Raw genomic sequence first — 26,238 nt, forward strand, 5'->3', positions numbered from 1 at the left:
TTGGCTTTTACGTTAATTATCGGGCCATTATATAGCCTAGGCAATAGTCTGCGTCCATGAAATGCGGTGCCAAGTGCTTATGAAGGTAGCGACCGAATGAGGGGAATAGTTTGACGCCGGGGCTCGCGGGCACTAAGGGAACGCCCGGTTAGCCAATGCGTTGTGGGAAAGAGAGTTTGTCAGTGCTTCAGGCGGATGTTGTTGTTTTAGGGGCCGGGGCGGCCGGGTTGTTCTGTGCCATTGAGGCAGGGAGGCGTGGGCGTCGGGTGCTGTTGCTGGACCACGCAAGGAAGCCGGCCGAGAAGATCCGCATTTCTGGCGGAGGGCGCTGCAACTTCACCAACCGGCATGCCGCGCCGGACCGTTTCCTGTCCGCCAATCCAAAATTCTGCATTTCCGCCTTGCGCCAATATGACCAGTTTGCGTTTATCAAGCGCGTTGAGAAACACAATATCGCCTATCACGAAAAGACCCTGGGGCAGCTTTTTTGCGATGGCAGTTCGCAACAGATCATAGATATGCTGTTGACCGAGGCCGGTGAGGCCGGTGTTGAACTGTTGCTGGAAACCTCGGTAGAGACGATCGAGCGTTCGGCGGATGGCTTTCTGCTGAATAGTAATCGGGGGGACATTTCCTGCCGGTCGCTGGTGATTGCCACGGGTGGTAAATCCATTCCGAAAATGGGGGCGACGGCTTTCGGCTATCAGGTGGCGGAACAGTTCGGTCTGGCCCTGGAGCCGACGCGGGCGGGGCTCGTGCCCTTCACCTTTGAAGGGGATATCAAGGAAAGTTGCCGGGAGCTGTCCGGGGCGTCGGTGCAGGCAGAGGCGCGCTGCGGCAAGGGCCGATTCCGCGAAGCCCTGCTGTTTACCCACCGTGGGTTAAGCGGTCCCGCTGTCCTGCAGATTTCGTCCTATTGGCAGGAGGGGCAGGCCGTCACCTTTGACCTTTGCCCGGATGCGGACCTGTTTAACCTGCTGAAGTCGGGACGGGCGGAGAACCCGAAGCAGAATGTCGAGACGCTGCTGGCATCTCTCCTGCCGAAGCGTCTCGCCCAGGACATCGCTGCCGAAGTCGGGGTTGAGGGGCGTCTTGCGGATCAGTCCGACAAGAAACTGCGGGCGCTGGCGGACCGGATCAACCGCTGGCAGGTCGTGCCCAGTGGCACGGAAGGATATCGGACCGCAGAGGTCACCCTGGGCGGTGTTTCAACAGCAGAATTGTCGTCAAAGACGATGGAAGCCAAAAAGGTGCCAGGCCTTTATTTCATTGGGGAAGTCGTTGATGTCACAGGGTTCTTGGGTGGATACAATTTCCAGTGGGCGTGGTCGTCAGCTTATTGCGCCGGGCAATATGTCTGACGCTATTGCTGGTTCTCCAGCCATTTGAGGGCACCCAGCCCTGCGGCCCGTCCGGTGGCGAAACAAGCCGTCAGAAGATAGCCGCCGGTCGGTGCCTCCCAGTCCAGCATCTCACCGGCGCAGAAAACACCGGGTCGTGCTGTAGCCATAAGGTCTTCGTTCAAGGCATCGAGAGAAACACCACCGGCGCAACTGATGGCTTCTTCCATGGGGCGAGGGCTGTCGACCCGAATTGGCAGCGACTTAAGCGCCTGCGCGAGGGCTGACGGATCATCCATGACTTCTTTGGGAAGGCATTCCCGGATTAGCCCGGCCTTCACGCCCTGCAGACCGACGGTTTTCCGCAAGTGGTTGGTCATGGAGTTCTTGCCGCGAGGCTTTGAGAGGCGTGCCGTCAACTGATCGGCGGTCAGATCGGGTTTCAGGTCAACCGTGAGGCAAGCCTCGCCAGTTTGCGCCCATTCATCTCTCAATGATGCAGAGACCGCATAGACGGCACTTCCTTCAATGCCGGACTTTGAGATGACGAAGTCGCCCTGTGCCTTGCTGTTGCCGTGACGGAGGGTCACGGACTTGACCGGCTCACCGGCAAAGCGATCCAGAAAATGGGTGCTCCAGGCAACATTGAAACCACAATTGGCCGGATTGAAAGGCGCTATGTTTATTCCGGCCTTCTCAAATACAGGGACCCATGCGGCATCGGACCCCAAACGGGGCCAGCTTGCACCGCCTAGCGCAAATATGGCGGCATCGGCCTCAATGGAAACGGCTTTGCCGTCCGCTTCGAATTCCAATTTTCCTGTGCTATCCCAGCCGTTCCACCTGTGTCGCGCATGGAACTGGACACCTTGATCGTCCAGCCGTCGCAGCCAGGACCGGAGCAGGGGAGAGGCTTTGAACACGGTCGGAAAAACCCGCCCGGAACTGCCAACAAAGGTCTCGACGCCAAGCCCCTTGGCCCATTCGCGAAGGTCGCCTGGCGTAAACCGGTCGAGATAGGGACGCAGGCGGGGGCTTTGCTCGCCGAACCGCTCTACGAACTGGCCGTAGGGCTCTGCATGGGTCAGGTTGAGACCACTTTTTCCCGCCATCAGCAGCTTGCGGCCAAGTGAGGGCATTGCGTCGAAAACATCGACGGAAAGACCTTGAGCAGACAATATTTCAGCCGCAGCGAGACCGGCTGGCCCGCCGCCAATCACGACTGCTCTTGGATTGGTTTTCTTATTCACTGCTATTGGCCAAGGTTCGGGAACCCGTTGGAGATAACGGTCTCGATATCATCGATATGCGTCGGCCAATCATAGTCGAATGCGAAACCTTCAATATGTTTCAGATAGCCACCCTCAATATAGAGAATATAGCCGGAATCGACATTTGAATTCAGGCGTAGCACCAGATTGCTTGAATGAGCCCTGGAATAGTCATTCGCGCATATGAGAAGCTGTTCGGAAGGGGCGAATTCAGTGAAGAAACCAACACCGGTATGTTCACGTTCGACCACCGTAATTGTTTCAGGTTGCAGCCATCGGCGGCGCAAAAGTTCATGCGCAAGGAAATGGGTCAGGACTTCGTATTCAAGCTCGTTGATCTGCATCCTGCGTGCTTATCCCATTCCGCAGGAATTGGCAAAAGGTCACGATGTGGGAACGTCGTCGCCGGTTTGAGGGTGAGGCTGGCGGGATGCGGCCTGTTCGCGTTTTACCGCCTTGGCATTTTCCTGGGCACACAGGTCCTTCTTCGAGATTTTGCCGATGAGCGTTTTGGGCAGCTCATGAAGGAATTCTATTCGCCTTGGCATCTGGAATGGCGCGAGCTTGTCTTTGAGGAATGCCCGCAATTCATTCGAGGACATCGGCAGCTCATTATCTTTGAGTACGACAAAGGCCTTGATGATCTCCCCGCGATGCTGGTCCGGAATGCCACAGACCGCGGCTTCCGCCACGGCGGGGTGGAGGTGGATGACTTCTTCCACCTGACGTGGGTATACGTTGAAACCGCCGCTGAGAATCAGCTCCTTGATGCGATCGACGATGTAGAGATAGCCATCTTTATCCATATAACCCACGTCGCCTGTATGCAGGCGACCACCGCGCATGGCAGTGGCGTTTTCCTTTTCAAGGGTCGCGTAGCCCGCCATTACCTGCGGTCCTTTGATACAAACTTCGCCCTTCTCGCCGATATCGACCAGGCGATCCGGATCATCCAGGGCGACAATCTCGATCACGGTGTTGGGGAGAGGAAGCCCGACGGAACCCGCCTTTCCGGTTCCATCCAGGGGGTTTACGGTGCAGACTGGTGAGGTTTCGCTCAGGCCGTAACCTTCCACCAAAACACAGCCAGATCGTTCTTCAAACTCCTGTTGTACAGCCTGGGGAAGCGGCGCGCCGCCAGAGATACAGAACTTTAGGCTGGTCAGGTCATATTTATCCAGATCCTTCGCCGTATTGATCGCTGAGAACATCGTCGGCACGCCCACGAAGGCGGTTGGTTTCTCCTGGTCGATCAGTTTCAGGATTTCCTGCGTCTTGAATAAAGGCGTGAGAATAAGCTCTGCTCCGATCTCGATACCCAGGTTCATGACCGCCGTCATGCCGAAGGCGTGGAACAAGGGCAGGACGCCCAAAATCTTCTCTTCACCAGCCTTCAGGCCGGGGGACCAATGTGAGACCTGCATGACATTGGCATAGAGATTGGCGTGGGTGAGCATAGCCGCTTTTGGTATGCCCGTTGTGCCGCCGGTGAACTGCATGACGGCAATGTCTTTTTCCGCATCAATGACCGTCGGGCTGAATGCGGCCTTGCTATGCGTCAGATTGGTGAAGGGAATATGCAGGTCGTCCTTGGGAATGGCGGCGACCTCTTTGCTTTTCATGAGGTCGAATAAGATCTTTTCCGTGAACCGCATGACGCCGCCGATGGGGCAGACAATCAGCTTTCGAATGGGGGCATCGTTGACGGCAACTTCCTGGGCCTTTTTATAAAGGCTTTGTGTGTTCAAGGTTGCCAGGAAGCGAATGTCCGCGTCGCGCACGACATGGTCAATCTCTCGTGCGGCATAGAGCGGATTGATGTTCACAACAGTGCCGCCTGCCTTCAGTGTCGCATAGAACAAAATGATGCTGTAGGGGCAGTTAGGCAGCATGAGGCCAACCTTGACGCCTTTGTGCACGCCAAGGGATTGCAAACCGGCGGCGGTTCGCGTGACAAGATTGCCGATGTCCGAATAAGTGTAATGGCGGCCCCGGAAATTTGTGCATGGCCTATCGCCGAACCGTTCGACGGCATCATCAAACATGTCGGTTAGAGGCTTGGAGGTGATTGGGATTTCCCAATGCAGCCCTTTTGGATAATGCGCTTCCCAGGGATAGGGGCGTTTTTGTTTGACCGGTTCAGGCACCGTCTTTTTTGCAGCGGGCGGTGCAAGCAGCCCTTTGACTTTGGATATCAGCGGTCGAAATATTCCGCGCTTTCGCATTGGCTCGGGCTCAGGGAAATGGTGGCTGACAGGGCGGAGTGCTCCGGAAATGCGGTAGCGTTGCCGTTGCTGCTCCAGAAACTGCAAGATGATCTCACGTGTTTCCCCTATGTCTTCCAACAGTATGCCATGACGGTTGGATTTCACCATGTGAATTGATTTTTCTGTGGTTGTCAGACGCGCATGGATGAGTGTTGCGCTGTCGGGGTGGACCACATGTTCGTCAGTTGCCTGAATGACCTGTACGGGGCAGGTGATGTCGCCAAGCTTGCCAACGAGACTGTCCGTGACACGGCGCAACTCGAACAGACCCCGGACCGGTATGTGGCGATAGTTTATCTCTGGATGCTCGCTGTCATTAAGGTGGAAGGGCATCACGCCTTCCCAGCTCCAGGCCCATTCGGTCAGGACGTTGAGGCCATGGATCAGGGGAACGAAGACAAGCTGCCGGTTCCGGAATTTCAGAGGGGCACAAATGGCCGACACCCCGGCGAGGCCCTTGGGATTTTCCGCCGCGAGATGCAGGGCTAACGCCCCGCCGGTCGAAAATCCTATCACGCATATATGACGGCAATAGCCCGACATGATCTCATAACCACGACGAACGCTTTGCATCCAGTCGCTCCAGCTTCGATTGCGAAGATCCCAGGGAGAGGTGCCGTGCCCGGCCAGTCGGATGCCGACAACCGGATACCCCTGTTCCGCGAGTTCCTTTCCGAAGGGGCGGACTTCTGCAGGCGACGCCAGAAACCCGTGGACGAGAACGATGCCAACGCCTTCCGGGTTCAGTTTTTCAGGTTCGGGCAGCAACAGGAAGGGGGCTCCACTTTCTGTGGCGGTTTCCTTGTCATTGACTTCCGCATAGCGTGGCTTCTGGTGGTTTTTCTTGTTCCAATGAAATCTGCGTGTTTCATCTTCAAAAAGCAGGTCCGAAAAGGCGGCGCGATCGACGCTGGGGGCTTCGACAATGGCCTGTTCTATGGCCTGGCAGGCCTCATCGACCGGGGTTATTTCGTTGGCATAGACGAGGACGGGGTTTTCCAATCGCACCGTGTGAACCGCATAATCCTCGGTGAGTTTTGGCAGAAAACGGTATTGCGCCAGCGTTGCCTCGAGCAGGCCCAGGCTGGTTGCCATGTCCAGGAACTGCTCAAAGCCGTTGCAGACGCCTTTATGGATGCCGTCATAGTTTTCAGGATTGGTCAGGCTGCGGTGCAGTTTTACCTCTGGGCGTTCCTGTATCTTCCTGATCGCGAGATAGAGGTATTTGTGAAAGCTTGCCCGCGGGATTTCCGTTTGCCCGTGGTCCAGTAATGTCAAAATCAGTTTGGCGGCGACATGGCTGATACTGATGGTCACATTGCGATAGATTTCGCGGGTGCTGACGTCGCGCAGGCGGGCAATCTCACGGCTCATGGCCGCGGCGATTATGCGATCCATCCATTGGTCGCTATCGTCCTTCAGGGCGAAAAGCTCGTTGAGGCTGTCTATATGACTGAAGGCTTTCTTCAACAGCGCACGTTCCCAGAAAGACCAACTGATTTCCGGTTCGATCGGGGTTCCAAGGCGGATATCCATATCAGTTTTGCGAAGAAGAAGGTTGCCTTCGATCAGCAGTTCCTCGCGGGCGCGTTCGCTCATATCCTCCCCCATGAGACCGGCGACCTTGACCAGAAGGTTTTCCTCCCAGTGGATGGGGTAGAAGGTAATGTTGCCCGGGACGATGAATGTGGGCTTCTGCGCTGCGGCGACCAAATCATAGGTGTTGGAAAAGTTCAGGGCCTTTGCCCAGCGTTGAAGCCGCTCGCTATCATCATTCTCGAAGACGGACAGAATACGCTTCTTGAAGATTTCCAGCGTCAGCGCGATTGCGGCAGCGCCCTTGTGGTGCTTGCGCGTCTTGTCTGCCGTCGGAGAATATATTTCGAACTCGCCGGTGGGTGCCATAACGCGGCGGTCCTTTATCATCCCACCTTCCGGAAAGATTATGATTTTCCGGCCTTTGAGGATTTCAGCGGCCAGAAAGGCCAGCAGACCGGGATGGTTATGGGGAACCGCACCGACGCTCCACAGAAATTTGGAGAATTTGTCATTTGCCTCGAACAGTTCGGCTGCGGCGACACAACGGCAATAAGCGCCCGTCGCCTGATAGATCAGATACTGCGGAATAACAGTTTCAAAGCGGGCGAAATGATTGAACAGGAATATCTGGCCCTGTTCGAACTGGTCTTGTGCATCATGGACCTTGATGTTGATGCCCAGTCGTTCGTGAATCAGGGAAAACGCACTGACACACCGTTGATAGGTGGTCTCATTGATTTCCTGCACTTCCCCCTTCGTCATTTCCGGCAACCCCTCCGATATAGATCAGCCGAGCGGTCAATTGATGGCCTGGGCTCAAGTCTAGCTCGAAAATCTTAAGAATTTCTCCCCGGACTGAATTTTTCTCTCACCACAGTACAGACTATGGATGTGGGGAGAAATTTATGTTTCTTCAATTTTGGAATGAAAATTTTTTGAATGTTTTTCTTTTGATATTTTTGTTCTATTTTATTTCTTTGAAAATAACTTGATTGGAAATGACTGATTAACAACAAAAAATCAAAATATGAAAAAAATTGATTGCGGAAATTTTCAGTTTAGAAATAAATTTGTAACGTAAATGAAATCGAGAGGTCGCAAGGATTGGGTATCTGGTGCCAGTCTGTTTCGATCCTCGGTCATAATAATAAGACTGAGTCGTCGTCGATGCCTTGCGAGAGGCTTGGGTAGATTAGGGAGTTATCTCAATGTTTAAACGAACACTCGTTGCGGCTGCTGCGTTTTGCGCGCTGACCGCCAACGCGGCATATGCCAAGACAGAGATTACCTGGTGGCACGCCATGGGCGGCCATCTTGGCGATGTCGTGAACAAGATTTCGGAAGATTTCAACGCTAGTCAGGACGAATACAAGCTCGTTCCCGTTTACAAAGGCGGTTACGAAGACACAATGACTGCGGGTATCGCGGCTTTCCGTGCCAAGCAGTCCCCGAATATCATCCAGGTCTTCGATGCCGGTGCGGCGACGATCATCAACGCCAAGGGCGCGGTATATCCGGTTCAGGACCTGCTGAGCGATGCCGGTGCCAAGTTCGATATCAATGACTACATCAAAGGCGTTCGCTATTTCTACGCGGACAGCCAGGGCAAAATGATCGGCCTGCCGTTCAACAGCTCCACCCCGATGTTGTATTACAACAAAGAAGCCTTCAAGAAAGCCGGCGTGGCCAACCCGCCGCTGACCTGGGAAGACTTCGAAGTGGCTGCGAAAAAACTGAAGGACGCGGGTTACATCGCGCTGTCCGAATCCCACAGCCCCTGGATATTTGCCGAAAACTTCATGTCCCGTCACAACCTGCAGATGGCGACCGCCAACAACGGTTACGACAGCACCGACGTCAAAATCCTCTACAACAACGACAAGCTGAAAATGCACTGGTCGAAAGTGAAAGAGTGGTTGGACGAAGGTTACTTCGGTTATTACGGCCGTGACTGGGGTGCGAACCAGGATGCCTTCCAGCAGCAGAAAGTTGCCATGTGGCTGGGTTCCTCCGGCTCCTTCGGCGGCCTGAAGCAGAGCGCGCCGTTTGAATTCGGTGCCTCCTACCTGCCGTATTGGAAATCCATCGAGAAAGAGCCGAAAGGCACCTTCATCGGTGGCGCCGCACTGTTTGCCTTCTCCGGCAAGTCCGACGAAGAAAACAAGGGTGTTGCGGAATTCTTCAAATTCCTGACCAAACCGGAAACCCAGTTCTACTGGCATAAAGAAACCGGTTATGTGCCGATCACCAATGCGGCCTATGACCTGGCGAAATCCTCCGGTTACTACAAGGAAAGCCCGGACGCCGAATATGGCATCCTGCAGCTGAACCAGCCGGCCGGTGAATGGACCAAGGGCTATCGCCTGGGTTACTACGTCCAGATCCGTGAAGCCATGTACAAGCAGTTCGACAACATCCTGAACGGTAGCCTGTCCGTGGACGAAGCCTTCGCGAATATCGAAGAGCAGGGCAATGATCTGCTGACGCGTTTTCACGACACTTACAAGTAATCCCGTGACCCTACTGGACGGCAGGCATTCGCCTGCCGTCCATTCTCTTTGTCACGTCAGTATTAGGTTAGCGTCATGAAGCGTGTTCAATTTAAACATAGCCCGGTGCCTTATATTTTTGTCGCGCCGCAGGTTCTCATCATTGCGATCTTCTTTCTTTGGCCGGCGGGCCAGGCGATCTATCAGTCGTTTTTGCTGGAAGATGCTTTCGGATTGTCGTCGCAATTCGTCTGGTTCCGTAATTACGAGGATATGATCCTGGACAGCCAGTGGGTGCAGTCCGCGACCTTCACATTCTTTTTCTCGATTGCCGTTTCTTTTCTTTCCCTGATGATATCGCTTTTCCTGGCCGTACGCGCCAATGAGGTGATCACAGGTGCACGCAGTTACAAGACGCTTCTTATGTGGGCCTATGCGGTGGCCCCGCCGGTGGCCGGTCTGATGGGCCATATGCTGTTCAGTCCGCTGATCGGCGACATGTATTTCCTGCTGAATTATATGGGCATGGATTTCGACCATGCGCAGCATCCCTTCGATGCGGCCTTCATGGTGACCCTGATCGCGGTCTGGAAGCAGGTCAGCGTGAATTTCATCTTCTTCCTCTCCGGCTTGCAGAGCATTCCCAAATCGGTTCAGGAAGCCGCAACGCTGGACTGCAAAAACGCCGAAAAGCGGTTCTGGACGATTACCTTCCCGCTGTTGGCGCCGACCAGTTTTTTCCTGCTGATCATCAACATGACCTATGCCTTCTTCGAGACTTTCGGGATCATCGATACGACGACGCGCGGTGCGCCGGGCGGGTCGACCAATACCCTGGTTTATAAAGTCTATATGGACGGCTTCCGTGGGGCGGATTTGGGGGGCAGTTCGGCACAGTCCGTTGTGCTGATGGTGATGGTCTTCCTGCTGACCATTGTGCAATTCCGCTTTATCGAACGCAAAGTTCATTATTAAGGGAAGGGAGAGAGCGATGTTACAATCCCGCTGGAGAGTCCTTTCCAACCACATCATCCTGATTCTGGGCACGCTGTTCATGGTCACCCCGATCTGGATTGCGATCATGTCCTCCACCCATTCCGCGGAAACTCTGTTCCGCGAGGGCATGCAGTTCCTGCCGGGCGGGCATTTCCTGGAGAATTACGGGGCACTTCTTTTCGACCCGAAAAATACCAAGGGCCAGGTGACGGCGCTTGGGATGCTTTGGAACAGTCTTGTCCTTGGCCTGGGGTTCGCCACCGGCAAGGTCATCATTTCGATGATGGCGGCCTATGCGATCGTCTATTTCCGCTTCAGGCTGGCGGTGCCGATCTTCTGGGTCATCTTTTCGACCCTGCTGCTGCCGCTGGAGGTCCGTATCGTACCGTCCTATGAAGTGGTCGCAAATCTGGGGCTGCTGAATACCTATACCGGTTTGATCCTGCCGTTGATCGCTTCTGCGACGGGGACCTTCTTCTTCCGGCAGTTCTATCGCGCCGTACCTGACGAGATTCTGGAAGCCGCGCGTCTGGACGGGGCAGGGCCGGTGCGCTTTTTCATCGACATCCTGGTACCCCTGTCACAGACCATGATCGCGGCGATTTTCATCATCATGTTCGTGGTCGGCTGGAACCAATATCTCTGGCCGCTGCTGATGACCACCGACGACACGCTCTATACCGTCGTCATCGGCATCAAACAGATTTACCAGGCCCTGACCGAGGGGGGCGAATTGCCCCAGTTCCAGAAAGCCTTCGCATTGACTGTGCTTGCGACAATCCCGCCGGTGTTCGTGGTGGTGGTGTTCCAGCGCATGTTCATCAAAGGCCTGGTTGAAACCGAAAAGTAAGTAACGAGTTTCGAGCGAAGGATACGCTTATGGCTACTGTATCTCTCAAGAATATTCAGAAAACCTATCCCAACGGTTTCAAGGCGGTGCATGGCATCGACCTGGATATTCAGGACGGTGAGTTTATCGTTATCGTCGGCCCGTCGGGCTGTGGTAAGTCCACTTTGCTGCGGATGATTGCTGGCCTGGAGACGATCTCCGATGGTGATCTCATGATTGGCAGCGACCGCGTGAATGCGGTGGAACCCGCCGCGCGCGACATTGCGATGGTTTTCCAGAACTATGCACTTTACCCGCATATGACGGTCTTCAATAACATGGCCTATGCCCTGAAGAACCGCGGGTTCAAGAAGGGTGAAATCAAACAGCGCGTGGAAGAGGCGGCGAAAATCCTGGAACTGGATCATTTGCTGGACCGCAAGCCGCAACAGCTTTCCGGTGGTCAGCGTCAGCGCGTTGCCATGGGCCGTGCCATCGTGCGTGAGCCTGCGGTCTTCCTGTTCGACGAGCCGCTGTCCAACCTGGACGCCAAGTTGCGTGTTCAGATGCGTCTGGAGATCAAACAGCTGCAGCGCCGCCTTGGTATTACATCCGTCTATGTCACCCATGACCAGATCGAGGCCATGACCCTGGCCGACCGTCTGGTGGTAATGAATGGTGGTCTGCCGGAACAGATCGGGACCCCGATTGAGATTTATGAAAATCCGGCTTCGACTTTCGTCGCCGGGTTTATCGGGTCGCCCTCGATGAACTTCATTCCGGGGCGCACCACGGAAGGCGGCCTGCAATTGCCGGATGGCACGACCCTGCAGCGTAAACCGTCCAACGGCAGCAGCGATTGCACAGTCGGTCTGCGTCCTGAAAACCTGCATCGGGCCAATGGTGAGAAACCGGACCTGGAATTGACCGTGTCCGTGGTCGAACCGCTAGGCGCGGACACATTGGTCTATGGCCTGCTGGATGGGATGAAAGAGCCTATCGTCGCGCGCCTTAACGGGCGGGCCGATATCAAGGAACAGGAGCGTCTGCCGCTCCGCATCGAGCATGACAAACTGCATCTGTTTGACAGCGGTGATGGTGGCAAACGCCTGATCTGATGATGTGAATAGCCGACAGGAAAAAGCCCCGGAAAATCTCCGGGGTTTTTTTGTCGGTCGGCATGACGGATTTGTCGAGAATGCAAGGCTTTTCATGAAGAAATAACGTGCGTTTCGTTGGTTTCTAGTGTATCCCGCGCCCTCAACAAAAAAGTAGAATGAGGACAGTCAGCAATGCAGGAATCCGCCGGCCTTGCGCCAAAGGCGGCTGAGACGAGCGTCTTTGGCCGTTACAAAACCGAAGTTCTTTCCGGGCTGACCGTGGCACTGGCGCTGGTGCCGGAGGCCGTGGCATTTGCCTTTGTCGCCAATGTAGAGCCGCTGGTCGGCCTTTATGCCGCCTTTATTGTCGGCCTGATCACCGCCGTTTTCGGTGGCCGTCCGGGCATGATTTCCGGTGCTACCGGTGCATTGGCTGTTGTTATGGTCAGTCTGGTGATGACCCATGGCGTCGAATACCTCTTTGCGACTGTCGTATTGATGGGGATTTTCCAGATTCTTGCCGGTGTCCTGCGCCTGGGTAAATTCATTCGCCTCGTGCCCTATCCGGTCATGCTTGGCTTTGTGAACGGTTTGGCGATTGTGATCTTCCTGGCGCAGTTGGGCCAGTTCAAGGTGACGGTGGACGGAACCAAACAATGGCTGGATATGCATTCCCTGCTGTTGATGGGCGGTCTTGTGCTGCTGACCATGGTGGTCATTTATGGCGTTGGTAAGGTAACCAAGGCTATTCCCGCACCGCTCGTCGGGATTGCAGCGGTCAGTGCCATCGTGATTGGTTTCGATCTGGATGTGCGCACAGTGGGTGACATGGCCTCCGTCTCCGGCGGATGGCCCAGCTTCCATATCCCCTCTGTACCGCTCAATCTCGAAACCTTCTGGATCATTGTTCCCTATGCGGCGATCCTGGCGGCAATCGGTTTGATCGAATCACTGCTGACCCTGAACCTTGTCAGTGAATTGCTGGAGGAAAAAGGCGGGGCGAGCAAGGAATGCCTGGCCCAGGGCGCTGCCAATGTGGTGACCGGCTTCTTCGGTGGTATGGGCGGTTGCGCCATGATCGGCCAGAGTATGATCAACGTGACCTCCGGCGGACGGACCCGCGTGGCCGGGATTTGTGCCGCCTTGTTCCTGTTGAGCTTCATTCTCTTTGCCTCCGGCCTGATCGAGATGATCCCGCTGGCGGCCCTGGTCGGTGTGATGTTCATGGTTGTGATCGGCACCTTTGCCTGGTCTTCCTTCCGCATCATCACGCGTATCCCCCGGGCGGATGCCTTTGTGCTGGTTCTTGTTTCCGCTGTCACGGTGGTTGAGGATCTGGCGATCGCGGTTATAGTCGGTGTGATCGTCTCCGCCCTGGTGTTTGCCTGGAAAAGCGCCAGCCATATCTGGGTGAAAACCAAGACACTGGACAATGGCTCAAAGTCCTACGAACTGCAGGGGCCGTTGTTCTTTGGTTCCATCGCCAGCTTCCATGAGCTGTTCGATCCCAAGACCGATCCGGATGATGTGGTCATTGATTTTGCCGGTGCCCGCGTTTGGGACCATTCAGGCCTGCAGGCTATTGATACCCTGGCAGAGCGTTACGAACAGGCTGGCAAGAAATTGCACCTTCGTCATTTGAGCCAGGACTGTCAGAAACTCCTGAAACGAGCCAATAAATGGATGGAAGTCTCTGTGATCGAAGACCCAAAATACGGTATTGCGGTCGACTACGATGAAACTTTCGCCGAGGCAAAATAACATAAGTCACCTTTGCCAGAGGCACTTGAACGAGAAGGCGTTGCGGGTTACCGCAGCGCCTTTTTTCTTTGCTGTCTACGTTTTTTGATTTTTGAACTTGACCAAATGGTCAGGATTGGGTCAGACTACCCGTATAAAGAAAAATCGCCCCCGGCTGCTTATTTGGAATAATCAGTCGGATCAGGGAGGCGACCTGTAAGGATCGAAGCGCACATAGAACGGCATAGGCCGACACCGCGCCATAAAAAACAGAAAGTAACCACGCCGAATGACGGTTTCGGCGAACGGGTGATCTTTGCCGAATGGTTGTGTCCCTTTGGGCTTACATCAGGGTCAATGCTGATGGGAGACAAAGATGACCACGCATCCTGTTAATACCGCGCCGGGCAAGCCGAGCCGGGAAGAGATTGCCAAGAACTTCGAAGACCTGCACCCGCGGTTCAACCGCTTGCAGTCCATGGCGGCGGCGAGCCGTTGCCTCTATTGTTATGACGCGCCCTGTGTGCGTGCATGCCCGACATCAATTGATATTCCCACTTTCATTCGCAAGATCGCGACGAATAACCCGAGCGGGTCTGCGCGCACGATCCTGTCCCAGAATATTCTGGGAGGAACCTGTGCGCGGGCCTGCCCGACGGAAACCCTGTGCGAGCAGGCCTGCGTCCGCAATGTGGCGGAGGACGAACCGGTGGAAATCGGCCGGTTGCAGCGTTACGCCGTGGATCACCTGATGGAGCAGGGCGGAGCCCATCCGTTCACGCGCGAACCCGCAACGGGCAAGACCGTTGCGATTGTCGGGGCGGGCCCTGCAGGGCTGTCTTGTGCTCATCGCGCGGCGATGCTGGGCCATGATGTGGTGATATTCGAAGCCAAGCCCAAGCCCGGTGGCCTTAATGAATATGGGTTGGCAGCCTATAAAATGGCTGATGACTTTGCGCAGAAGGAGGTCGAATTTCTGCTACAGATCGGTGGCATTTCCATCGAATATAGCAGTGCGCTGGGCGACAATCTGTCCATTGATGACCTGAAGGCGCGTTTCGATGCGGTCTTTGTTGGCGTTGGTCTTGGAAGCACCAATAACCTTGGCGTTGACGGGGAAGACAAGGACGGCGTTGTGGATGCCGTGGCCTTCATTGAAGAACTGCGCCAGGCCAATGACAAAAGTGTAGTCAATGTTGGTAATAACATTGTCGTTATTGGTGGGGGTAATACCGCGATTGACGCCGCCGTTCAGGCAAAACGCCTTGGGGCACAGGAAGTCACGCTGGTTTATCGCCGTGGTTCGGAGCAGATGGGCGCCACCGAATGGGAGCAGGACCTGGCCAAGGTCAATGGCGTCGTTGTGCGTCACTGGGCCAGGCCGACGGCGATCAAAGGTAATGGTAAGGCCGAAAGCATGATCTTTGAGCATACTGAACTCGACAACGGTAAACTGGTTGGCAACGGCCAGACCTTTGAAGTCCGGGCGGATATGGTGCTGAAAGCCGTGGGGCAGAAGCTGGATGAGGGCAAGCTTGGTGGGCTGACTATCGAGCGCGGCAAGATCGTTGTGGATGACGACTATCAGACCTCGGTGGCAGGTGTCTTTGCCGGTGGTGACTGTGTGAAGTCCGGCGAGGACCTGACCGTGCAGGCGGTTGAAGACGGTAAGCAGGCGGCCCATGCCATCGACCGCTTCCTGGCCGGCGCATAAGAGAGAAGGGGACCGAACAATGGCTGATTTGAAATGTACCATCGCCGGGATTGAAAGCATCAACCCCTTCTGGTTGGCCTCCGCACCGCCGACGGACAAGAAATACAACGTTGTCCGCGCCTTTGAGGCGGGCTGGGGTGGTGTTGTCTGGAAGACGCTGGGGATCGACCCGCCGGTGATCAACATGTCCAGCCGCTATGGCGCGCATCATGACACCAATCGTGGTGTCATCGGGATCAACAATATCGAGTTGATTTCCGACCGGCCGCTTGCGGTGAACCTTCAGGAAATTCGGGAGGTTCGCGAGGAATGGCCGGACCGGATCATCATCGGTTCCATGATGGCCCCGATTGAGGAGCGCCACTGGAAGGAACTGGCAATCCAGATCGCGGAAGCCGGTGTCCATGGCATCGAGTTGAACCTGGGCTGTCCGCATGGCATGTGCGAACGCGGCATGGGCTCTGCCATCGGTCAGGTGCCGGAAATGGTGGAGCAGGTGACACGCTGGGTGAAAGAGGCGGTCGACATTCCGGTCTTCACCAAGCTCACCCCCAATATCACCAATATCCTCTGGTCCGCAGAGGCGGCTTACCGTGGCGGTGCGGATGCCGTTTCGCTGATCAATACGGTAAACTCCATCACCGGCGTGGACCTCAACCACATGGCACCGGAACCGGTTGTGGACGGCAAGGGGTCGCATGGCGGCTATTGCGGGGCGGCGGTCAAGCCGATCGCGCTTAATATGGTGGCTGAAATCGCCCGCAATCCGGACAGCGCCAATCTCCATATATCCGGGATCGGTGGCATCACCACCTGGAAGGATGCGGCTGAGTTCATGGCGCTGGGCGCGAATGCGGTGCAGGTCTGTACGGCGGCCATGGTCTACGGTTTCCGGGTTGTCGAGGATATGATCGACGGCCTGTCCCAGTGGATGGACGAGCAGGGCTATACAAGCGTTGAGCAGTTTACGCGCAAGGCGGTTCCGAACGTTCTGGACTGGAACGAATTGAACATGAACTACGATGTGAAGGCCCTCATTGATACTGAACAGTGTATAGAATGCGGGCGCTGTCACATTGCCTGCGAGGACACCTCGCATCAGGCCATTCGCATTGATGAGAGCGGGGCGGGCAAGAAGACCTTCACTGTCGTGGACGAGGACTGTGTTGGCTGTAACCTCTGTTACCATGTCTGTCCGGTGCCGGGTTGTATCACGATGGAACCTGTCGAGAACGACAAACCCTATCTGACCTGGCCGGAACATCCTGATAACCCGATGAAAGCGGCTGCGGAATAGGGAACGATCATGAACGCGATTAATCAAACGCAGAACCATAAGGTCAACGGTGAACGGCTTTGGCAAAGCCTGATGGATATGGCGAAAATCGGGGAGACGGAGAAAGGCGGTGTTTGCCGCCTGGCTCTGACCGATCTGGACAAGCAGGGCCGTGACCTTTTCATCGACTGGTGCAAGGCCGAAGGCTGTTCTATCCGGATCGACAAGATGGGTAACATCTTTGCCCGCCGCGAAGGCCGTAATCCCGACCTGCCGCCGATCGTCACCGGCAGTCACCTGGACAGCCAGCCGACAGGTGGCCGTTTTGACGGTGTCTATGGGGTCCTGGCGGGTCTGGAGGTGATCAGGTCCCTGAACGATGCGGACTATGTCACCGAAGCGCCGGTGGAGGTCTCCGTCTGGACCAATGAGGAAGGCTCCCGCTTTCCGCCCGCCATGGTGTCGTCCGGCGTCTTCGCGAAGGTCTTCGACCTGGACTATGGCCTGAGCCGGGCGGATGTGGACGGCAAGACCATGGGCGAGGAGTTGGAGCGGATCGGCTATGCCGGACCTGACGAGCCAAACATCGATGGCCATGCGGTCGGCGCCTATTTCGAGGCCCATATCGAACAGGGGCCGATCCTGGAAGATGAAGACAAGACGATCGGTGTTGTCACTGATGCCCAAGGACAGCGCTGGTATGAGATCACGCTGACCGGGGTGGAGGCCCATGCCGGACCGACGCCCATGCACCTGCGCAAGGATGCTCTGTTGGGGGCATCACGCATCGTCGACGCGGTGAACAGGATCGGCATGGCGAATCAGCCCTATGCCTGTGCAACGGTGGGCATGATGCAGGTTCATCCCAACTCCCGAAATGTTATTCCGGGTAAGGTGTTCCTGACAGTCGATTTCCGCCATCCCGACGACGATATCCTTGCCAAGATGGACAAGGAACTGCGGGAGGCCGCCAAAGAGATTACCGAGGATATCGGCCTCGGCATGGACTTTGAACAGATCTGGTATTATGCCCCGATCAAGTTCGAGGAAAGCTGTGTCCAGGCCGTACGCGACGGTGTTGAACTAAACGGTTATTCCCATCGGGATATGGTGTCAGGGGCGGGGCATGATGCCTGCTATCTGTCGAAGGTCACACCGACGGGCATGATCTTCATCCCCTGTATCGACGGTATCAGTCACAACGAGGTGGAGGATGCCAAACCGGAATGGGTAACCGCCGGGGCGCAGGTTCTGCTGCAGGCGATGATCGCCAAGGCGGATGAGACGGTTCTGGAAAATACCGGGGCCTGACCGCCGGAGAGTAATCAAGACCAGTTGAAGGCTCTACAGCCCCGGTCCCACAATGGCCCGGGGCTTTTTCTATCAATCTGCGGCCATGGAATCGGGGTTTGAGGCGCAGGCCTTGATCAATTGCAAAATCTGGTTGCGAATGGTTCCATCGGCAATGGATTCGATCTGATGCGCCAGTTTCAGCGTCTTTCGCGGAATCGGGCTGTTCAAAGGGTTTGCCTCGTCTAATCCATCAAAGAGAAAATCAATTGATACTTCAAGCGCGCGGCAAATATCCCAGAGGCGGCTGCTGCCGATCCTGTTTGTGCCTTTTTCATATTTTTGAACCTGCTGGAAGCTGATCCCCAAAATCACCCCCAACTGTTCCTGGCTCATACCTTTTAATGAACGAGCCTCCCGGACCCGGCTACCGACATGAATGTCTACTGGATGTGGCATAAAATCGACCTCGTCATTTCAATCAACAGTAGTGTTATTGCATTATAGTTTACGTGGATCAGGCATACGGAAAAGCTTCTGTTCCATAAATTGTGATAAACCCGTATCCATGAGCTGTATAATTCCGGCATCAATGGCGTAGCCAACAGCTGCTGCCTGGGTTCGCGCGCCCATTTTCTCCTTGGCTGACGCTATATGCTGCTCGGCGGTGCGCTTTGTAATGCCAAGAAGTTCCCCCATATCAGCGCTTGTTGCGCCGATTGCCGACAAAAACAAAGCCTGGCGTTCCCGCATGCTGAAGCTATGTTGTGCCGGGGAGGTCTTGTCCTGTTCATGAATGCAGGTGAAAAGCAGGTTAAAGTTTTCCGCTATTAGCTTGATTGGGGCTACCCATTCTTCAATTTGTTTTTCGAAATTGGGAGATACCGCTGTGAACAGCCGGTATCCGTCCTGTCGACGGAATGGAACTGAGATGCCCTGGCAGACGGAATGGATACTGGCGTCTTTGAAAAAATCCGCAACGACCTTGTCGCTGTCGTTGAAATGATCTCTGGCGTTCCAGGACCAAGCATTTGTTTCTGAATAAAGTTTTTTCAATACAGGATCTATCAATCCGTATTCGCGTTCCCGGTATCTATCGAGCCAGGTATCGCTGTATGTGCCGTAATGCAAGAAGAAGGTTTCTGCGCTTGCTTCCAAAAGAGTGAAGCCGGAAAAGCCCTGATCCTGAAGGGCTGCCGTTGCAAGTTTGCCCAACTCGCGAAGAGAACCGGCCGTCCTAATGCGGCGAATTGCGCGTTCAACGAACGAGAACTTCTCTGCTTCACTCATTTGAAAGCCTCAATTTCTACGTATTTATACCTGTCTATTGCATGTTATAATACCTGTATCGTGTTGCATATCAAGTAATGGTTGTGATGCAATTTTGACTGATAAGTTGTCGTTTTTTTTGGTCATTGCCCGCAGAATTGATTCTTCCGTAGGTAGTTTAATCGCGACGGCAGTCGTTGAGCCGACTTTCATCGGTTTGCCTAGACGCTCCGTCCGCCAGCCGGTTCTGTTGACTATTCGCTCCATCCTCAAGTCTACAACTGCGACATATGCGGAGAGGTCGAGGTTGAGGGCGATGATGACAAGACCGATTAGAAGTTCCGTCGTTAAGGAACTGAGGTAGCCATTTGTGAGAATTTGTTTGGTATCAACGGCAAAGCGGCTGATTTCCCACAAGTCGTTTTCGGCAGGTGGCTTGGATGGAAGCAGAAACCCAAATACGTCCTTGAGCATGTAGGGACCATTCGTCGGCATGATCCGGGCGCATCCAATTGCCTCGCCTTGGGGGCTTAGCTTCGTCAGGTGGTAGGCGTTGTTGTGGTCAAATTCGTCGAACTCCATATTGTTGGTGCTGTTTACTTCCCAGTCCAGGCGCTCTTTAAAAACGCGGTGTCGCAGGCGGTATACAGACTGAATACGCTTGGAATCGGAGCTATTATCTAAAAGGGAGAGCATGTAATATATCCTTCGCTAGAGTTGTATGTGACTTCGATAGCGAGGGCTGCGTATTCTGCAATTGTGTTGATTACGATCTTGCTAATACGGAATTACCAGTGCCCATTTCACAAGAATTTTCCGGAAAATGGCGGTAACCCTTGGATAGGTAATCGTTAGAATTGTGCGGCTCACCCGTACTTTTACGGTGTTAGCGCTATTTTCTTCATTCGATTATGAGATGAATGATACCTGTGAAGATACATTAATTGGTCGGGACTCGGTGTGATCAGTAATAGTGGGACTAGATAGCTGTGCTGTCTGCCGCGACGTGGCTGTCAGCGGTATTCTCAATGCAATATCGTTCGCTGCAGTTCTGGTCTTTTCCGGCATAGAAAAACCCGCGATTGAAACAATCGCGGGTTTTATTGGCTGGGGGACCTGGATTCGAACCAGGACTAACGGAGTCAGAGTCCGTGGGTCTACCGTTAACCTATCCCCCATCAGATCGGTGCCATTTGATGTTGCTATCTCGTGGCCGGTGGCGGGTTTTTAGCCAAAGCGCCCTGTAGGGTCAACTACAAAAATTCGACTTTTTAAATTCTGTTCGTCGGGCATGCCGCCATTTGGGCAGCCCCGGTCGCTTTATCGGGCGCGATCTGTCATAATTTCTTCATAGAATACACGACCTTCGAGAGGCTTCATGTTGTGGTTTCGAGAGTGGTTGGTTAAGCTGATTCTGTGCGGTGCTGGGGTGGGGACCGGTGGCACGGACTGTTATGAATAATAATTATAATGCCGGACGTATTGTTTAATGGCCCGCCAAACGAAACATCGCCGGATCGCACCACGGTCACGGTTTATGCCTTCCACGGGACGCTGGGCGCATACTTATGCGGCATTGGATCTTGGAACCCACAACTGTCGTCTTTTGGTCGCGCGGCCATCGCGGTCAGGCATTCGGGTGATCGACGCCTTTTCCCGTATCGTTCGCCTGGGTGAGGGCGTGGGCAGTTCCGGACGGCTCAGCGAAGCGGCGCAGCGCCGCGCAATCGAAGCCATTCAGGTTTGTGTGGAGAAAATGGACCGGCGGGGTGTCAACCGCTATCGGGCCATTGCGACACAGGCCTGCCGGCTGGCGTCAAACAGGGATCAGTTTGTCGACCGTGTGATGAGCGAGACAGGCGTTCTGCTGGATGTGATCGACGCGCGTGAGGAAGCACGGTTGGCGATTAAAGGTTGTGTCCCGTTGCTGTGCCCGGGGAGTGATTATGCCATTATCTTCGATATTGGCGGGGGCAGCACCCAGGTCGTACTGGTTCATTGCAAGTCTGGATCAACGACAATCGTTGACAGCATGTCTATTCCCTACGGGGTTGTCACCCTGGGGGAGCAGATCGGCACCGATGCTCTGGACGAGCAGGTCTACGGGCGTTGGGTCGAAACGATTCGCGAGGTCCTGGAAGCCTTTTGCCTACGCAACAAGCTGGCGGCCAAGGTTGCGGATGGCCGGGTGCAAATGCTGGGTACATCCGGCACTGTGACGACACTCAGCGGGATTGACCGGTCCTTGCCACGCTATATTCGCTCTGAAGTGGATGGCAGCTATTTGGCATTCGATGCCGCACGGGAGATCAGTCACCGCCTGCGCCGGATGTCTTTGGGGCAACGTGCAGATGAACCCTGTATTGGCAAAGACCGGGCTGATCTGGTATTGGCCGGGTGTATCATTTTGGAAGCAATTTGTTCTGTCTGGCCTGTCGGCCGGTTGCGTGTTGCGGATCGAGGGATACGTGAAGGCATTTTGCAGGATTTGATGAAAGCGGCGGACGTCGAGTCGGCCACATGGGGACAGATGAATGGCGAGCGGTGTTAAAGGCGGCGGTGGTAAAAAGGGCAAAGGCAAAAAAGGAGCCTCTGTCCGTAATGTGACGGATGGACGGCAGCCGCGCGTTCGGGTGAAAACGGCGAAACGCCGAAAGACATCGTCCACGCGGTGGCTGGAGCGCCAGTTGAACGATCCCTATGTTGCCGAGGCCCGGCGGTTGGGCTACCGCGGGCGTGCGGCCTTCAAGCTGATTGAAATTGACGACAAATACGACTTCCTGCAGCCAGGGCAAACCGTTTTGGACCTGGGCTGTGCGCCGGGCGGTTGGGTCCAGGTGACGCAGGAGCGTATTGGCGAAAAGGGTGCCGTTGTCGGGATCGACCTGCTTGAGGTGGAGCCGATTGCCGGGGCGACCTTGATTCAAAAAGACTTCATGGACGATGATGCGCCGGACCTGCTCAAATCCGCACTCGGCGGGCCAGTCGACGTGGTCTTGAGCGACATGGCGCCCTGGACAACCGGTCATGCGCCGACAGATCACCTGCGGATCATCGGTCTGGTGGAGGCTGCCGCCTATTTCGCAGCGGAAGTGTTGAAGCCGGGTGGAAGCTTTATTGCGAAAGTCTTTTCCGGTGGAACGGAGCAGAACCTGTTGAACCAGCTAAAGCGGGATTATCAAAAGGTTGCACATTTCAAACCACCGGCAAGCCGCAAGGAATCTGCTGAAATGTATGTCGTGGCCATTGGATTCCGGGGCGAGCGTCCCTAAACGACGATTGCATCAACCACAAATAAGCCCGTCTCCAATGGAGGCGGGTTTTTTGTGTTTACATATAAAAATTCATGTAATACATGAATAAATTATTGAAATGATGTTTGGAGTGGTTGCGATGACGATCAGTACATTGAGTAAGGTAATCAGGCTCAGCCTGACGCTGCGTGTTATCTGCTGGCTGGGCATTATTGCCTTGCCCCTGATGGAGGCGGCTGTCTGGCTGAATGCGGATTGGCTGAAGGAAACGGATGCCTTTGCTGACTTGGGGCTTAGTTATGCGGATTTGTCTTTGTTGCGTCGGGTCGGGGCGCTGGCAATTTCGATGGTGCCGGTGTTGATACTGATCTATGGGTTGTGGCGTTTGGTCCTGCTGTTTTCCGCCTATGCCGCGGGGCGGATCTTTGATACGGAAACTGCCGGACACCTGAAGGCTTTCAGCATTTGCGTCCTGCTGAATGCCATTGTTGAGATTATGAGCACAACAGCGTTGACCGCCTATCTGACCTTCGACCGGCCGGAAGGGGAGCGGATGGTGTCTGTCACGGTCAGTGATCAGGAGTTTGGTGTCCTTCTCATGGGCGGACTTCTTCTTGTCGTCGCCTGGGTTCTGGGTGAAGGGGCGAAACTGGCCGATGAAAACAGGCAGTTTGTCTGATGCCGATAATTGTTCGACTGGATGTGGTCCTGGCCCAACGCAAGATGAAGTCAAAGGAGCTTGCAGCCCAAATCGGGATCAGTGAGCAAAATCTTTCCATGCTGAAATCGGGCAAGGTCAAAGGTGTTCGATTTGATACGCTTGAAAAGATTTGTGACGTCTTGAACTGTCAGCCTGGCGACCTGCTGGAGTTTCAGGCCGAAGGAGATGAGAATTGAAGGTCGTGTTGCAAAGGGTCTCTGAGGCTTGCGTGCGTATTGATGGTGAAACCGTGGGGGCAATTGACCGGGGCCTGTTGGTGCTGTTCTGTGCGGAAGAGGGGGATACAGACGAGAATGTTTCCTTCTTTGCACGCAAGATTGCCTTGATGCGGATTTTTGCCGACGAGGATGGCAAGATGAACCGGTCGGTCGTTGATGTCGGTGGAGCAGTCCTTGCGGTCAGTCAATTCACATTGGCGGCGCAATGGCGGAAGGGGAACCGTCCCGGCTTTTCCGCTGCTGCCGACCCTGTGGAAGGAGAGCGACTGTACGACCTGCTCTGCGCCGCCTTGCGGGATCAGGGCCTGCCTGTGGAAACCGGCCGTTTCGGGGCCAATATGCAGGTGGGTCTGACCAATGACGGTCCTATTACGATCGTGATGGATTCTAACGACGCCTGATTGCCGGTTACACGGCTTTGGGGGTGACTGTCACAATGACTGCAGCAGCGTTTTCCGCGCAACGAACACGGACCTGCTGATCCAATTCCTCAAGCTTGAGTGTATGATTGGATTTTACCATCCCGAACCCATCCACATGCACGATACTGTCCAGGGCATGAATGAAGACGGTGGCGGAAGGCTTGGCCTGGAGCTGCCGTTCTTCTCCATGTGAGAGAAGTTCAACGTCACCAGCCACCAGCTCAGGATCGTAAATCAGGTTGAAATCCCGGATGGGACCGTCGAGCAGTCGGCAATCAACCTCTGCCTCGCCGGAGAACGCAAAGGCGGGGTCACGATGGCGAACCACATGGGCGGTGCCGTCGACTGTCAATTCCATGCCTGCCCCTTCAATGGTCGCAATAAGGCGCTGATAGGCGTTGAAATGTGAGAAGGGGCCGTCTGTGGTCACATCTGCGATGCTGACGCGCCATAGACAGCGTTCAGGATTATCGCTGTTCTGTTCGATCGCGATTTCAGTTGTTTTACCCAGGCCGTTTTTCCACGGCATGACGTGATAGTCGCTGGGGGAGAGAAGCTCAGTCTTCATAGTCATGATAATGGCTGTTGTCCGGATAAAGTTAAAGCGAGATCTGGAGACCTCGCTTTAACTTGGGTTATTTCAACGCTTGTCGTCTACTCGGGCTGGGTGATGGTGTAATGCCGTTCCACATTTATCGTGGCATTTCCCCAGTCACTCGCCTTCACGCGCGCCTGATGTGCGTCAAAGGCCGCCTTGTCGACAAATTCTTCATAGACGTCGAATACGCAAGGATCGTCCGAGCGTTGGTTGACCTCAAACACGATGTTCCCGGCTTCGCGTCTCGTCAGGTCTACATGAATTTCCAGCGCTGCTTTCACCGCGTCCAACTCGTCCTGCGGGACAACAATGTGACCGCGTAAGGTAACCTTGCCCGTCATTGATCATTCCCACTCGATGGTTCCCGGCGGTTTGGACGTGTAGTCGTAAACCACGCGGTTGATGCCGTTGACTTCATTGATGATGCGGTTGGTCACCCGGCCCAGGAATTCATGGTCGAAGTGATAGAAGTCCGCAGTCATGCCATCCGTTGAGGTGACGGCGCGCAGGGCGCAGACATAGTCATAGGTGCGGCCGTCGCCCATGACGCCGACGGTGCGGACCGGCAGCAGCACGGCAAAGGCCTGCCAGATGGCGTCGTAGAGGCCGGCCTTCTGAATTTCCTCCAGATAGATGGCGTCGGCCTTGCGCAGGATATCCAGTTTTTCAACCGTGATCGGCTGCCCCGGAATGCGGATCGCGAGACCCGGACCGGGGAAGGGGTGACGGCCGACAAAGCTGTGCGGCAGGCCCAGTTCTTCACCAAGGACGCGAACCTCGTCCTTGAACAATTCGCGCAGGGGCTCCACCAGTTTCATATTCATGCGTTCCGGCAGACCGCCCACATTGTGGTGGGATTTGATGGTGACCGACGGGCCGCCCGTGAAGGAGACACTTTCGATGACATCCGGATAGAGCGTTCCCTGGGCCAGGAAATCCGCGCCGCCGATTTTCTTGGCCTCCTCTTCGAAGACTTCGATGAAGAGCTTGCCAATGGCCTTACGCTTTACTTCCGGATCAACGCTGTCGCCGATGGCGGAGAGGAATTCGTCAGATGCATCGCGGTGAACCAGGGGGATGTTGTACTGGTTGCGGAACATGTCGACGACCTGCTCTGCTTCGCCCTGGCGCATGAAGCCGTGATCAACGAAAACGCATGTCAACTGGTCGCCGATTGCCTCATGGGTCAGGACCGCTGTAACAGAGCTGTCGACGCCGCCGGACAGACCGCAAATCACCTTGCCGTCGCCAACCTGCTCACGGATTTTGGCAATGGCCTGGTCCTTGAATGCCGCCATCGTCCAGTCGCCTTTGCAACCACACACATTATGGGTGAAGTTCCTCAGAAGCTCTGCCCCATGCGGGGTGTGGACAACCTCCGGGTGGAACTGAACTGCGTAATAGCGTTTTTCATCATTGGCGACGACCGCATAGGGTGCGCCTTCGCTGGTGGCCACCACACGGAAGCCGGGTGCCAGTTTGCCGACGCGATCGCCATGGCTCATCCAGACCTGTTCCTTGCCGCCTGTCGCCCAGACACCCTGGAAGATTTCGCAGTCTTCCTGAATGTCCACATAGGCGCGGCCAAATTCACGATGGTCGGAGGTTTCCACCTTGCCGCCAAGCTGTTCCATCATCGTCTGCTGGCCATAGCAGATGCCGAAGACTGGCACGTCCATTTCAAAGACCTTCTGCGGCGCCCGTGGAGATTCTTCCCAGGTTACCGAGGCCGGTCCGCCGGAAAGGATTACGCCATTGGGGGCGAAATTTTCCAGCAACGCGTCGTCTACACTGTTGAATGGGACGATTTCGCTGTAGATCCCGCTTTCACGCACGCGACGTGCGATAAGCTGGGTTACCTGGCTGCCGAAATCAATGATGAGAATGCGGTCGGTCATTAAGGCG

General features: G+C 55.0%; 23 protein-coding genes and 1 tRNA gene. 14 read left to right on the forward strand and 10 right to left on the reverse strand.

Features of this window, described 5'->3' with window-relative positions; translation table 11 throughout:
• The first annotated feature begins 182 nt into the window (after positions 1-182).
• Positions 183-1,361 carry a BaiN/RdsA family NAD(P)/FAD-dependent oxidoreductase gene (locus IF205_RS11710; RefSeq protein ID WP_259783273.1) on the forward strand — a complete coding sequence of 393 codons (1,179 nt, stop codon included), beginning with the start codon at positions 183-185 and terminating at the stop codon, positions 1,359-1,361.
• Positions 1,362-1,363: 2 nt separating this feature from the next.
• Here the strand turns inward: IF205_RS11710 and IF205_RS11715 are convergent, their stop codons facing one another.
• From IF205_RS11715 to IF205_RS11725, 3 genes are read right to left on the reverse strand one after another with little or no spacing between them, the layout of a single operon-like run.
• Entirely contained in the window at positions 1,364-2,590 is a 1,227-nt protein-coding gene (locus IF205_RS11715) for a TIGR03862 family flavoprotein (RefSeq protein WP_259779552.1), read from the reverse strand.
• A 2-nt stretch (positions 2,591-2,592) separates the two neighbouring features.
• Positions 2,593-2,955: a hypothetical protein gene (locus tag IF205_RS11720; protein ID WP_259779553.1), complete on the reverse strand. Its 363-nt coding sequence runs from the start codon at positions 2,953-2,955 to the stop codon at positions 2,593-2,595.
• A 39-nt stretch (positions 2,956-2,994) separates the two neighbouring features.
• Positions 2,995-7,179 (reverse strand): alpha/beta fold hydrolase, encoded by a 4,185-nt coding sequence (locus IF205_RS11725; RefSeq protein WP_259779554.1) that lies wholly within the window; start codon positions 7,177-7,179, stop codon positions 2,995-2,997.
• A gap of 446 nt (positions 7,180-7,625) precedes the next feature.
• Between IF205_RS11725 and IF205_RS11730 the strand changes: the two genes are divergently transcribed.
• The 8 genes from IF205_RS11730 to IF205_RS11765 all read left to right on the forward strand — a co-directional run bounded on the left by IF205_RS11730 (position 7,626) and on the right by IF205_RS11765 (position 17,872).
• Positions 7,626-8,927, forward strand: a complete 1,302-nt coding sequence (locus tag IF205_RS11730) for an extracellular solute-binding protein (RefSeq protein ID WP_259779555.1) — start codon at positions 7,626-7,628, stop codon at positions 8,925-8,927.
• 75 nt (positions 8,928-9,002) lie between these two features.
• Complete coding sequence (locus IF205_RS11735; protein WP_259779556.1) at positions 9,003-9,881, forward strand: ABC transporter permease subunit; 879 nt, start codon at positions 9,003-9,005, stop codon at positions 9,879-9,881.
• A gap of 16 nt (positions 9,882-9,897) precedes the next feature.
• Positions 9,898-10,752, forward strand: a complete 855-nt coding sequence (gene ugpE, locus IF205_RS11740; RefSeq protein ID WP_259779557.1) for a sn-glycerol-3-phosphate ABC transporter permease UgpE — start codon at positions 9,898-9,900, stop codon at positions 10,750-10,752.
• Positions 10,753-10,781: 29 nt separating this feature from the next.
• Complete coding sequence (locus tag IF205_RS11745) at positions 10,782-11,849, forward strand: sn-glycerol-3-phosphate import ATP-binding protein UgpC (RefSeq protein WP_259779558.1); 1,068 nt, start codon at positions 10,782-10,784, stop codon at positions 11,847-11,849.
• Positions 11,850-12,023: 174 nt separating this feature from the next.
• Positions 12,024-13,592 carry a SulP family inorganic anion transporter gene (locus IF205_RS11750; protein ID WP_259779559.1) on the forward strand — a complete coding sequence of 523 codons (1,569 nt, stop codon included), beginning with the start codon at positions 12,024-12,026 and terminating at the stop codon, positions 13,590-13,592.
• 355 nt (positions 13,593-13,947) lie between these two features.
• Positions 13,948-15,285, forward strand: a complete 1,338-nt coding sequence (locus IF205_RS11755) for an NAD(P)-dependent oxidoreductase (protein ID WP_259779560.1) — start codon at positions 13,948-13,950, stop codon at positions 15,283-15,285.
• Between the two features lie 19 nt (positions 15,286-15,304).
• Positions 15,305-16,582, forward strand: coding sequence for an NAD-dependent dihydropyrimidine dehydrogenase subunit PreA (gene preA, locus IF205_RS11760; protein WP_259779561.1), 1,278 nt, complete (start codon positions 15,305-15,307; stop codon positions 16,580-16,582).
• A gap of 9 nt (positions 16,583-16,591) precedes the next feature.
• Positions 16,592-17,872 carry a Zn-dependent hydrolase gene (locus IF205_RS11765; RefSeq protein ID WP_259779562.1) on the forward strand — a complete coding sequence of 427 codons (1,281 nt, stop codon included), beginning with the start codon at positions 16,592-16,594 and terminating at the stop codon, positions 17,870-17,872.
• Positions 17,873-17,944: 72 nt separating this feature from the next.
• Here IF205_RS11765 and IF205_RS11770 read toward each other — a convergent pair whose 3' ends face one another.
• The 4 genes from IF205_RS11770 to IF205_RS11785 all read right to left on the reverse strand — a co-directional run bounded on the left by IF205_RS11770 (position 17,945) and on the right by IF205_RS11785 (position 20,298).
• The gene (locus IF205_RS11770) at positions 17,945-18,310 is read right to left on the reverse strand and encodes a helix-turn-helix domain-containing protein (RefSeq protein WP_259779563.1); all 366 of its coding nucleotides are present in this window, start codon (positions 18,308-18,310) and stop codon (positions 17,945-17,947) included.
• 42 nt (positions 18,311-18,352) lie between these two features.
• Positions 18,353-19,141 (reverse strand): helix-turn-helix transcriptional regulator, encoded by a 789-nt coding sequence (locus IF205_RS11775; protein ID WP_259779564.1) that lies wholly within the window; start codon positions 19,139-19,141, stop codon positions 18,353-18,355.
• A gap of 24 nt (positions 19,142-19,165) precedes the next feature.
• A complete protein-coding gene (locus IF205_RS11780; RefSeq protein WP_259779565.1) occupies positions 19,166-19,816 on the reverse strand; it encodes an acyl-homoserine-lactone synthase in 651 nt (216 codons plus the stop codon).
• A 408-nt stretch (positions 19,817-20,224) separates the two neighbouring features.
• Positions 20,225-20,298: transfer RNA gene (locus IF205_RS11785), tRNA-Gln, on the reverse strand.
• Positions 20,299-20,609: 311 nt separating this feature from the next.
• Here IF205_RS11785 and IF205_RS11790 point away from each other — a divergent pair.
• The 5 genes from IF205_RS11790 to dtd all read left to right on the forward strand — a co-directional run bounded on the left by IF205_RS11790 (position 20,610) and on the right by dtd (position 23,714).
• A complete protein-coding gene (locus IF205_RS11790) occupies positions 20,610-21,671 on the forward strand; it encodes a Ppx/GppA phosphatase family protein (RefSeq protein WP_259779566.1) in 1,062 nt (353 codons plus the stop codon).
• Positions 21,655-22,392 carry an RlmE family RNA methyltransferase gene (locus tag IF205_RS11795; protein WP_259779567.1) on the forward strand — a complete coding sequence of 246 codons (738 nt, stop codon included), beginning with the start codon at positions 21,655-21,657 and terminating at the stop codon, positions 22,390-22,392. Before IF205_RS11790 ends, IF205_RS11795 begins: the two co-directional genes overlap by 17 nt.
• Before the next feature lie 121 nt (positions 22,393-22,513).
• Positions 22,514-23,053: a DUF2975 domain-containing protein gene (locus tag IF205_RS11800; protein WP_259779568.1), complete on the forward strand. Its 540-nt coding sequence runs from the start codon at positions 22,514-22,516 to the stop codon at positions 23,051-23,053.
• Entirely contained in the window at positions 23,053-23,271 is a 219-nt protein-coding gene (locus IF205_RS11805; protein WP_259779569.1) for a helix-turn-helix domain-containing protein, read from the forward strand. Before IF205_RS11800 ends, IF205_RS11805 begins: the two co-directional genes overlap by 1 nt.
• 5 nt (positions 23,272-23,276) lie before the next feature.
• A complete protein-coding gene (dtd, locus tag IF205_RS11810) occupies positions 23,277-23,714 on the forward strand; it encodes a D-aminoacyl-tRNA deacylase (RefSeq protein ID WP_259783274.1) in 438 nt (145 codons plus the stop codon).
• Positions 23,715-23,721: 7 nt separating this feature from the next.
• On the opposite strand, the gene IF205_RS11815 is transcribed toward dtd, so the two are convergent.
• From IF205_RS11815 to guaA, 3 genes are all read right to left on the reverse strand, one after another.
• Positions 23,722-24,309 carry a HutD/Ves family protein gene (locus IF205_RS11815; RefSeq protein WP_259779570.1) on the reverse strand — a complete coding sequence of 196 codons (588 nt, stop codon included), beginning with the start codon at positions 24,307-24,309 and terminating at the stop codon, positions 23,722-23,724.
• 80 nt (positions 24,310-24,389) lie between these two features.
• Positions 24,390-24,674, reverse strand: coding sequence for a putative quinol monooxygenase (locus IF205_RS11820; RefSeq protein ID WP_259779571.1), 285 nt, complete (start codon positions 24,672-24,674; stop codon positions 24,390-24,392).
• 3 nt (positions 24,675-24,677) lie between these two features.
• A complete protein-coding gene (guaA, locus tag IF205_RS11825; protein ID WP_259779572.1) occupies positions 24,678-26,231 on the reverse strand; it encodes a glutamine-hydrolyzing GMP synthase in 1,554 nt (517 codons plus the stop codon).
• Positions 26,232-26,238 lie beyond the last annotated feature (7 nt).

The organism is Aestuariispira ectoiniformans (assembly GCF_025136295.1).
GTDB classification, from domain to species: Bacteria; Pseudomonadota; Alphaproteobacteria; order UBA8366; family Aestuariispiraceae; genus Aestuariispira_A; species Aestuariispira_A ectoiniformans.

Bases quoted from the DNA above. Each gene is read 5' to 3' on its own strand.
- IF205_RS11730 (WP_259779555.1), top strand. From the start codon at position 7,626: ATGTTTAAACGAACACTCGTTGCGGCTGCTGCGTTTTGCGCGCTGACC.
- IF205_RS11805 (WP_259779569.1), top strand. From the start codon at position 23,053: ATGCCGATAATTGTTCGACTGGATGTGGTCCTGGCCCAACGCAAGATG.
- IF205_RS11755 (WP_259779560.1), top strand. From the start codon at position 13,948: ATGACCACGCATCCTGTTAATACCGCGCCGGGCAAGCCGAGCCGGGAA.
- IF205_RS11820 (WP_259779571.1), bottom strand. From the start codon at position 24,674: ATGACGGGCAAGGTTACCTTACGCGGTCACATTGTTGTCCCGCAGGAC.
- IF205_RS11750 (WP_259779559.1), top strand. From the start codon at position 12,024: ATGCAGGAATCCGCCGGCCTTGCGCCAAAGGCGGCTGAGACGAGCGTC.
- IF205_RS11815 (WP_259779570.1), bottom strand. From the start codon at position 24,309: ATGACTATGAAGACTGAGCTTCTCTCCCCCAGCGACTATCACGTCATG.
- IF205_RS11735 (WP_259779556.1), top strand. From the start codon at position 9,003: ATGAAGCGTGTTCAATTTAAACATAGCCCGGTGCCTTATATTTTTGTC.
- IF205_RS11780 (WP_259779565.1), bottom strand. From the start codon at position 19,816: ATGCTCTCCCTTTTAGATAATAGCTCCGATTCCAAGCGTATTCAGTCT.
- preA (WP_259779561.1), top strand. From the start codon at position 15,305: ATGGCTGATTTGAAATGTACCATCGCCGGGATTGAAAGCATCAACCCC.
- IF205_RS11745 (WP_259779558.1), top strand. From the start codon at position 10,782: ATGGCTACTGTATCTCTCAAGAATATTCAGAAAACCTATCCCAACGGT.
- ugpE (WP_259779557.1), top strand. From the start codon at position 9,898: ATGTTACAATCCCGCTGGAGAGTCCTTTCCAACCACATCATCCTGATT.
- IF205_RS11795 (WP_259779567.1), top strand. From the start codon at position 21,655: ATGGCGAGCGGTGTTAAAGGCGGCGGTGGTAAAAAGGGCAAAGGCAAA.
- IF205_RS11765 (WP_259779562.1), top strand. From the start codon at position 16,592: ATGAACGCGATTAATCAAACGCAGAACCATAAGGTCAACGGTGAACGG.
- guaA (WP_259779572.1), bottom strand. From the start codon at position 26,231: ATGACCGACCGCATTCTCATCATTGATTTCGGCAGCCAGGTAACCCAG.
- IF205_RS11800 (WP_259779568.1), top strand. From the start codon at position 22,514: ATGACGATCAGTACATTGAGTAAGGTAATCAGGCTCAGCCTGACGCTG.
- IF205_RS11775 (WP_259779564.1), bottom strand. From the start codon at position 19,141: ATGAGTGAAGCAGAGAAGTTCTCGTTCGTTGAACGCGCAATTCGCCGC.
- IF205_RS11725 (WP_259779554.1), bottom strand. From the start codon at position 7,179: ATGACGAAGGGGGAAGTGCAGGAAATCAATGAGACCACCTATCAACGG.
- IF205_RS11770 (WP_259779563.1), bottom strand. From the start codon at position 18,310: ATGCCACATCCAGTAGACATTCATGTCGGTAGCCGGGTCCGGGAGGCT.
- IF205_RS11790 (WP_259779566.1), top strand. From the start codon at position 20,610: ATGGCCCGCCAAACGAAACATCGCCGGATCGCACCACGGTCACGGTTT.
- IF205_RS11720 (WP_259779553.1), bottom strand. From the start codon at position 2,955: ATGCAGATCAACGAGCTTGAATACGAAGTCCTGACCCATTTCCTTGCG.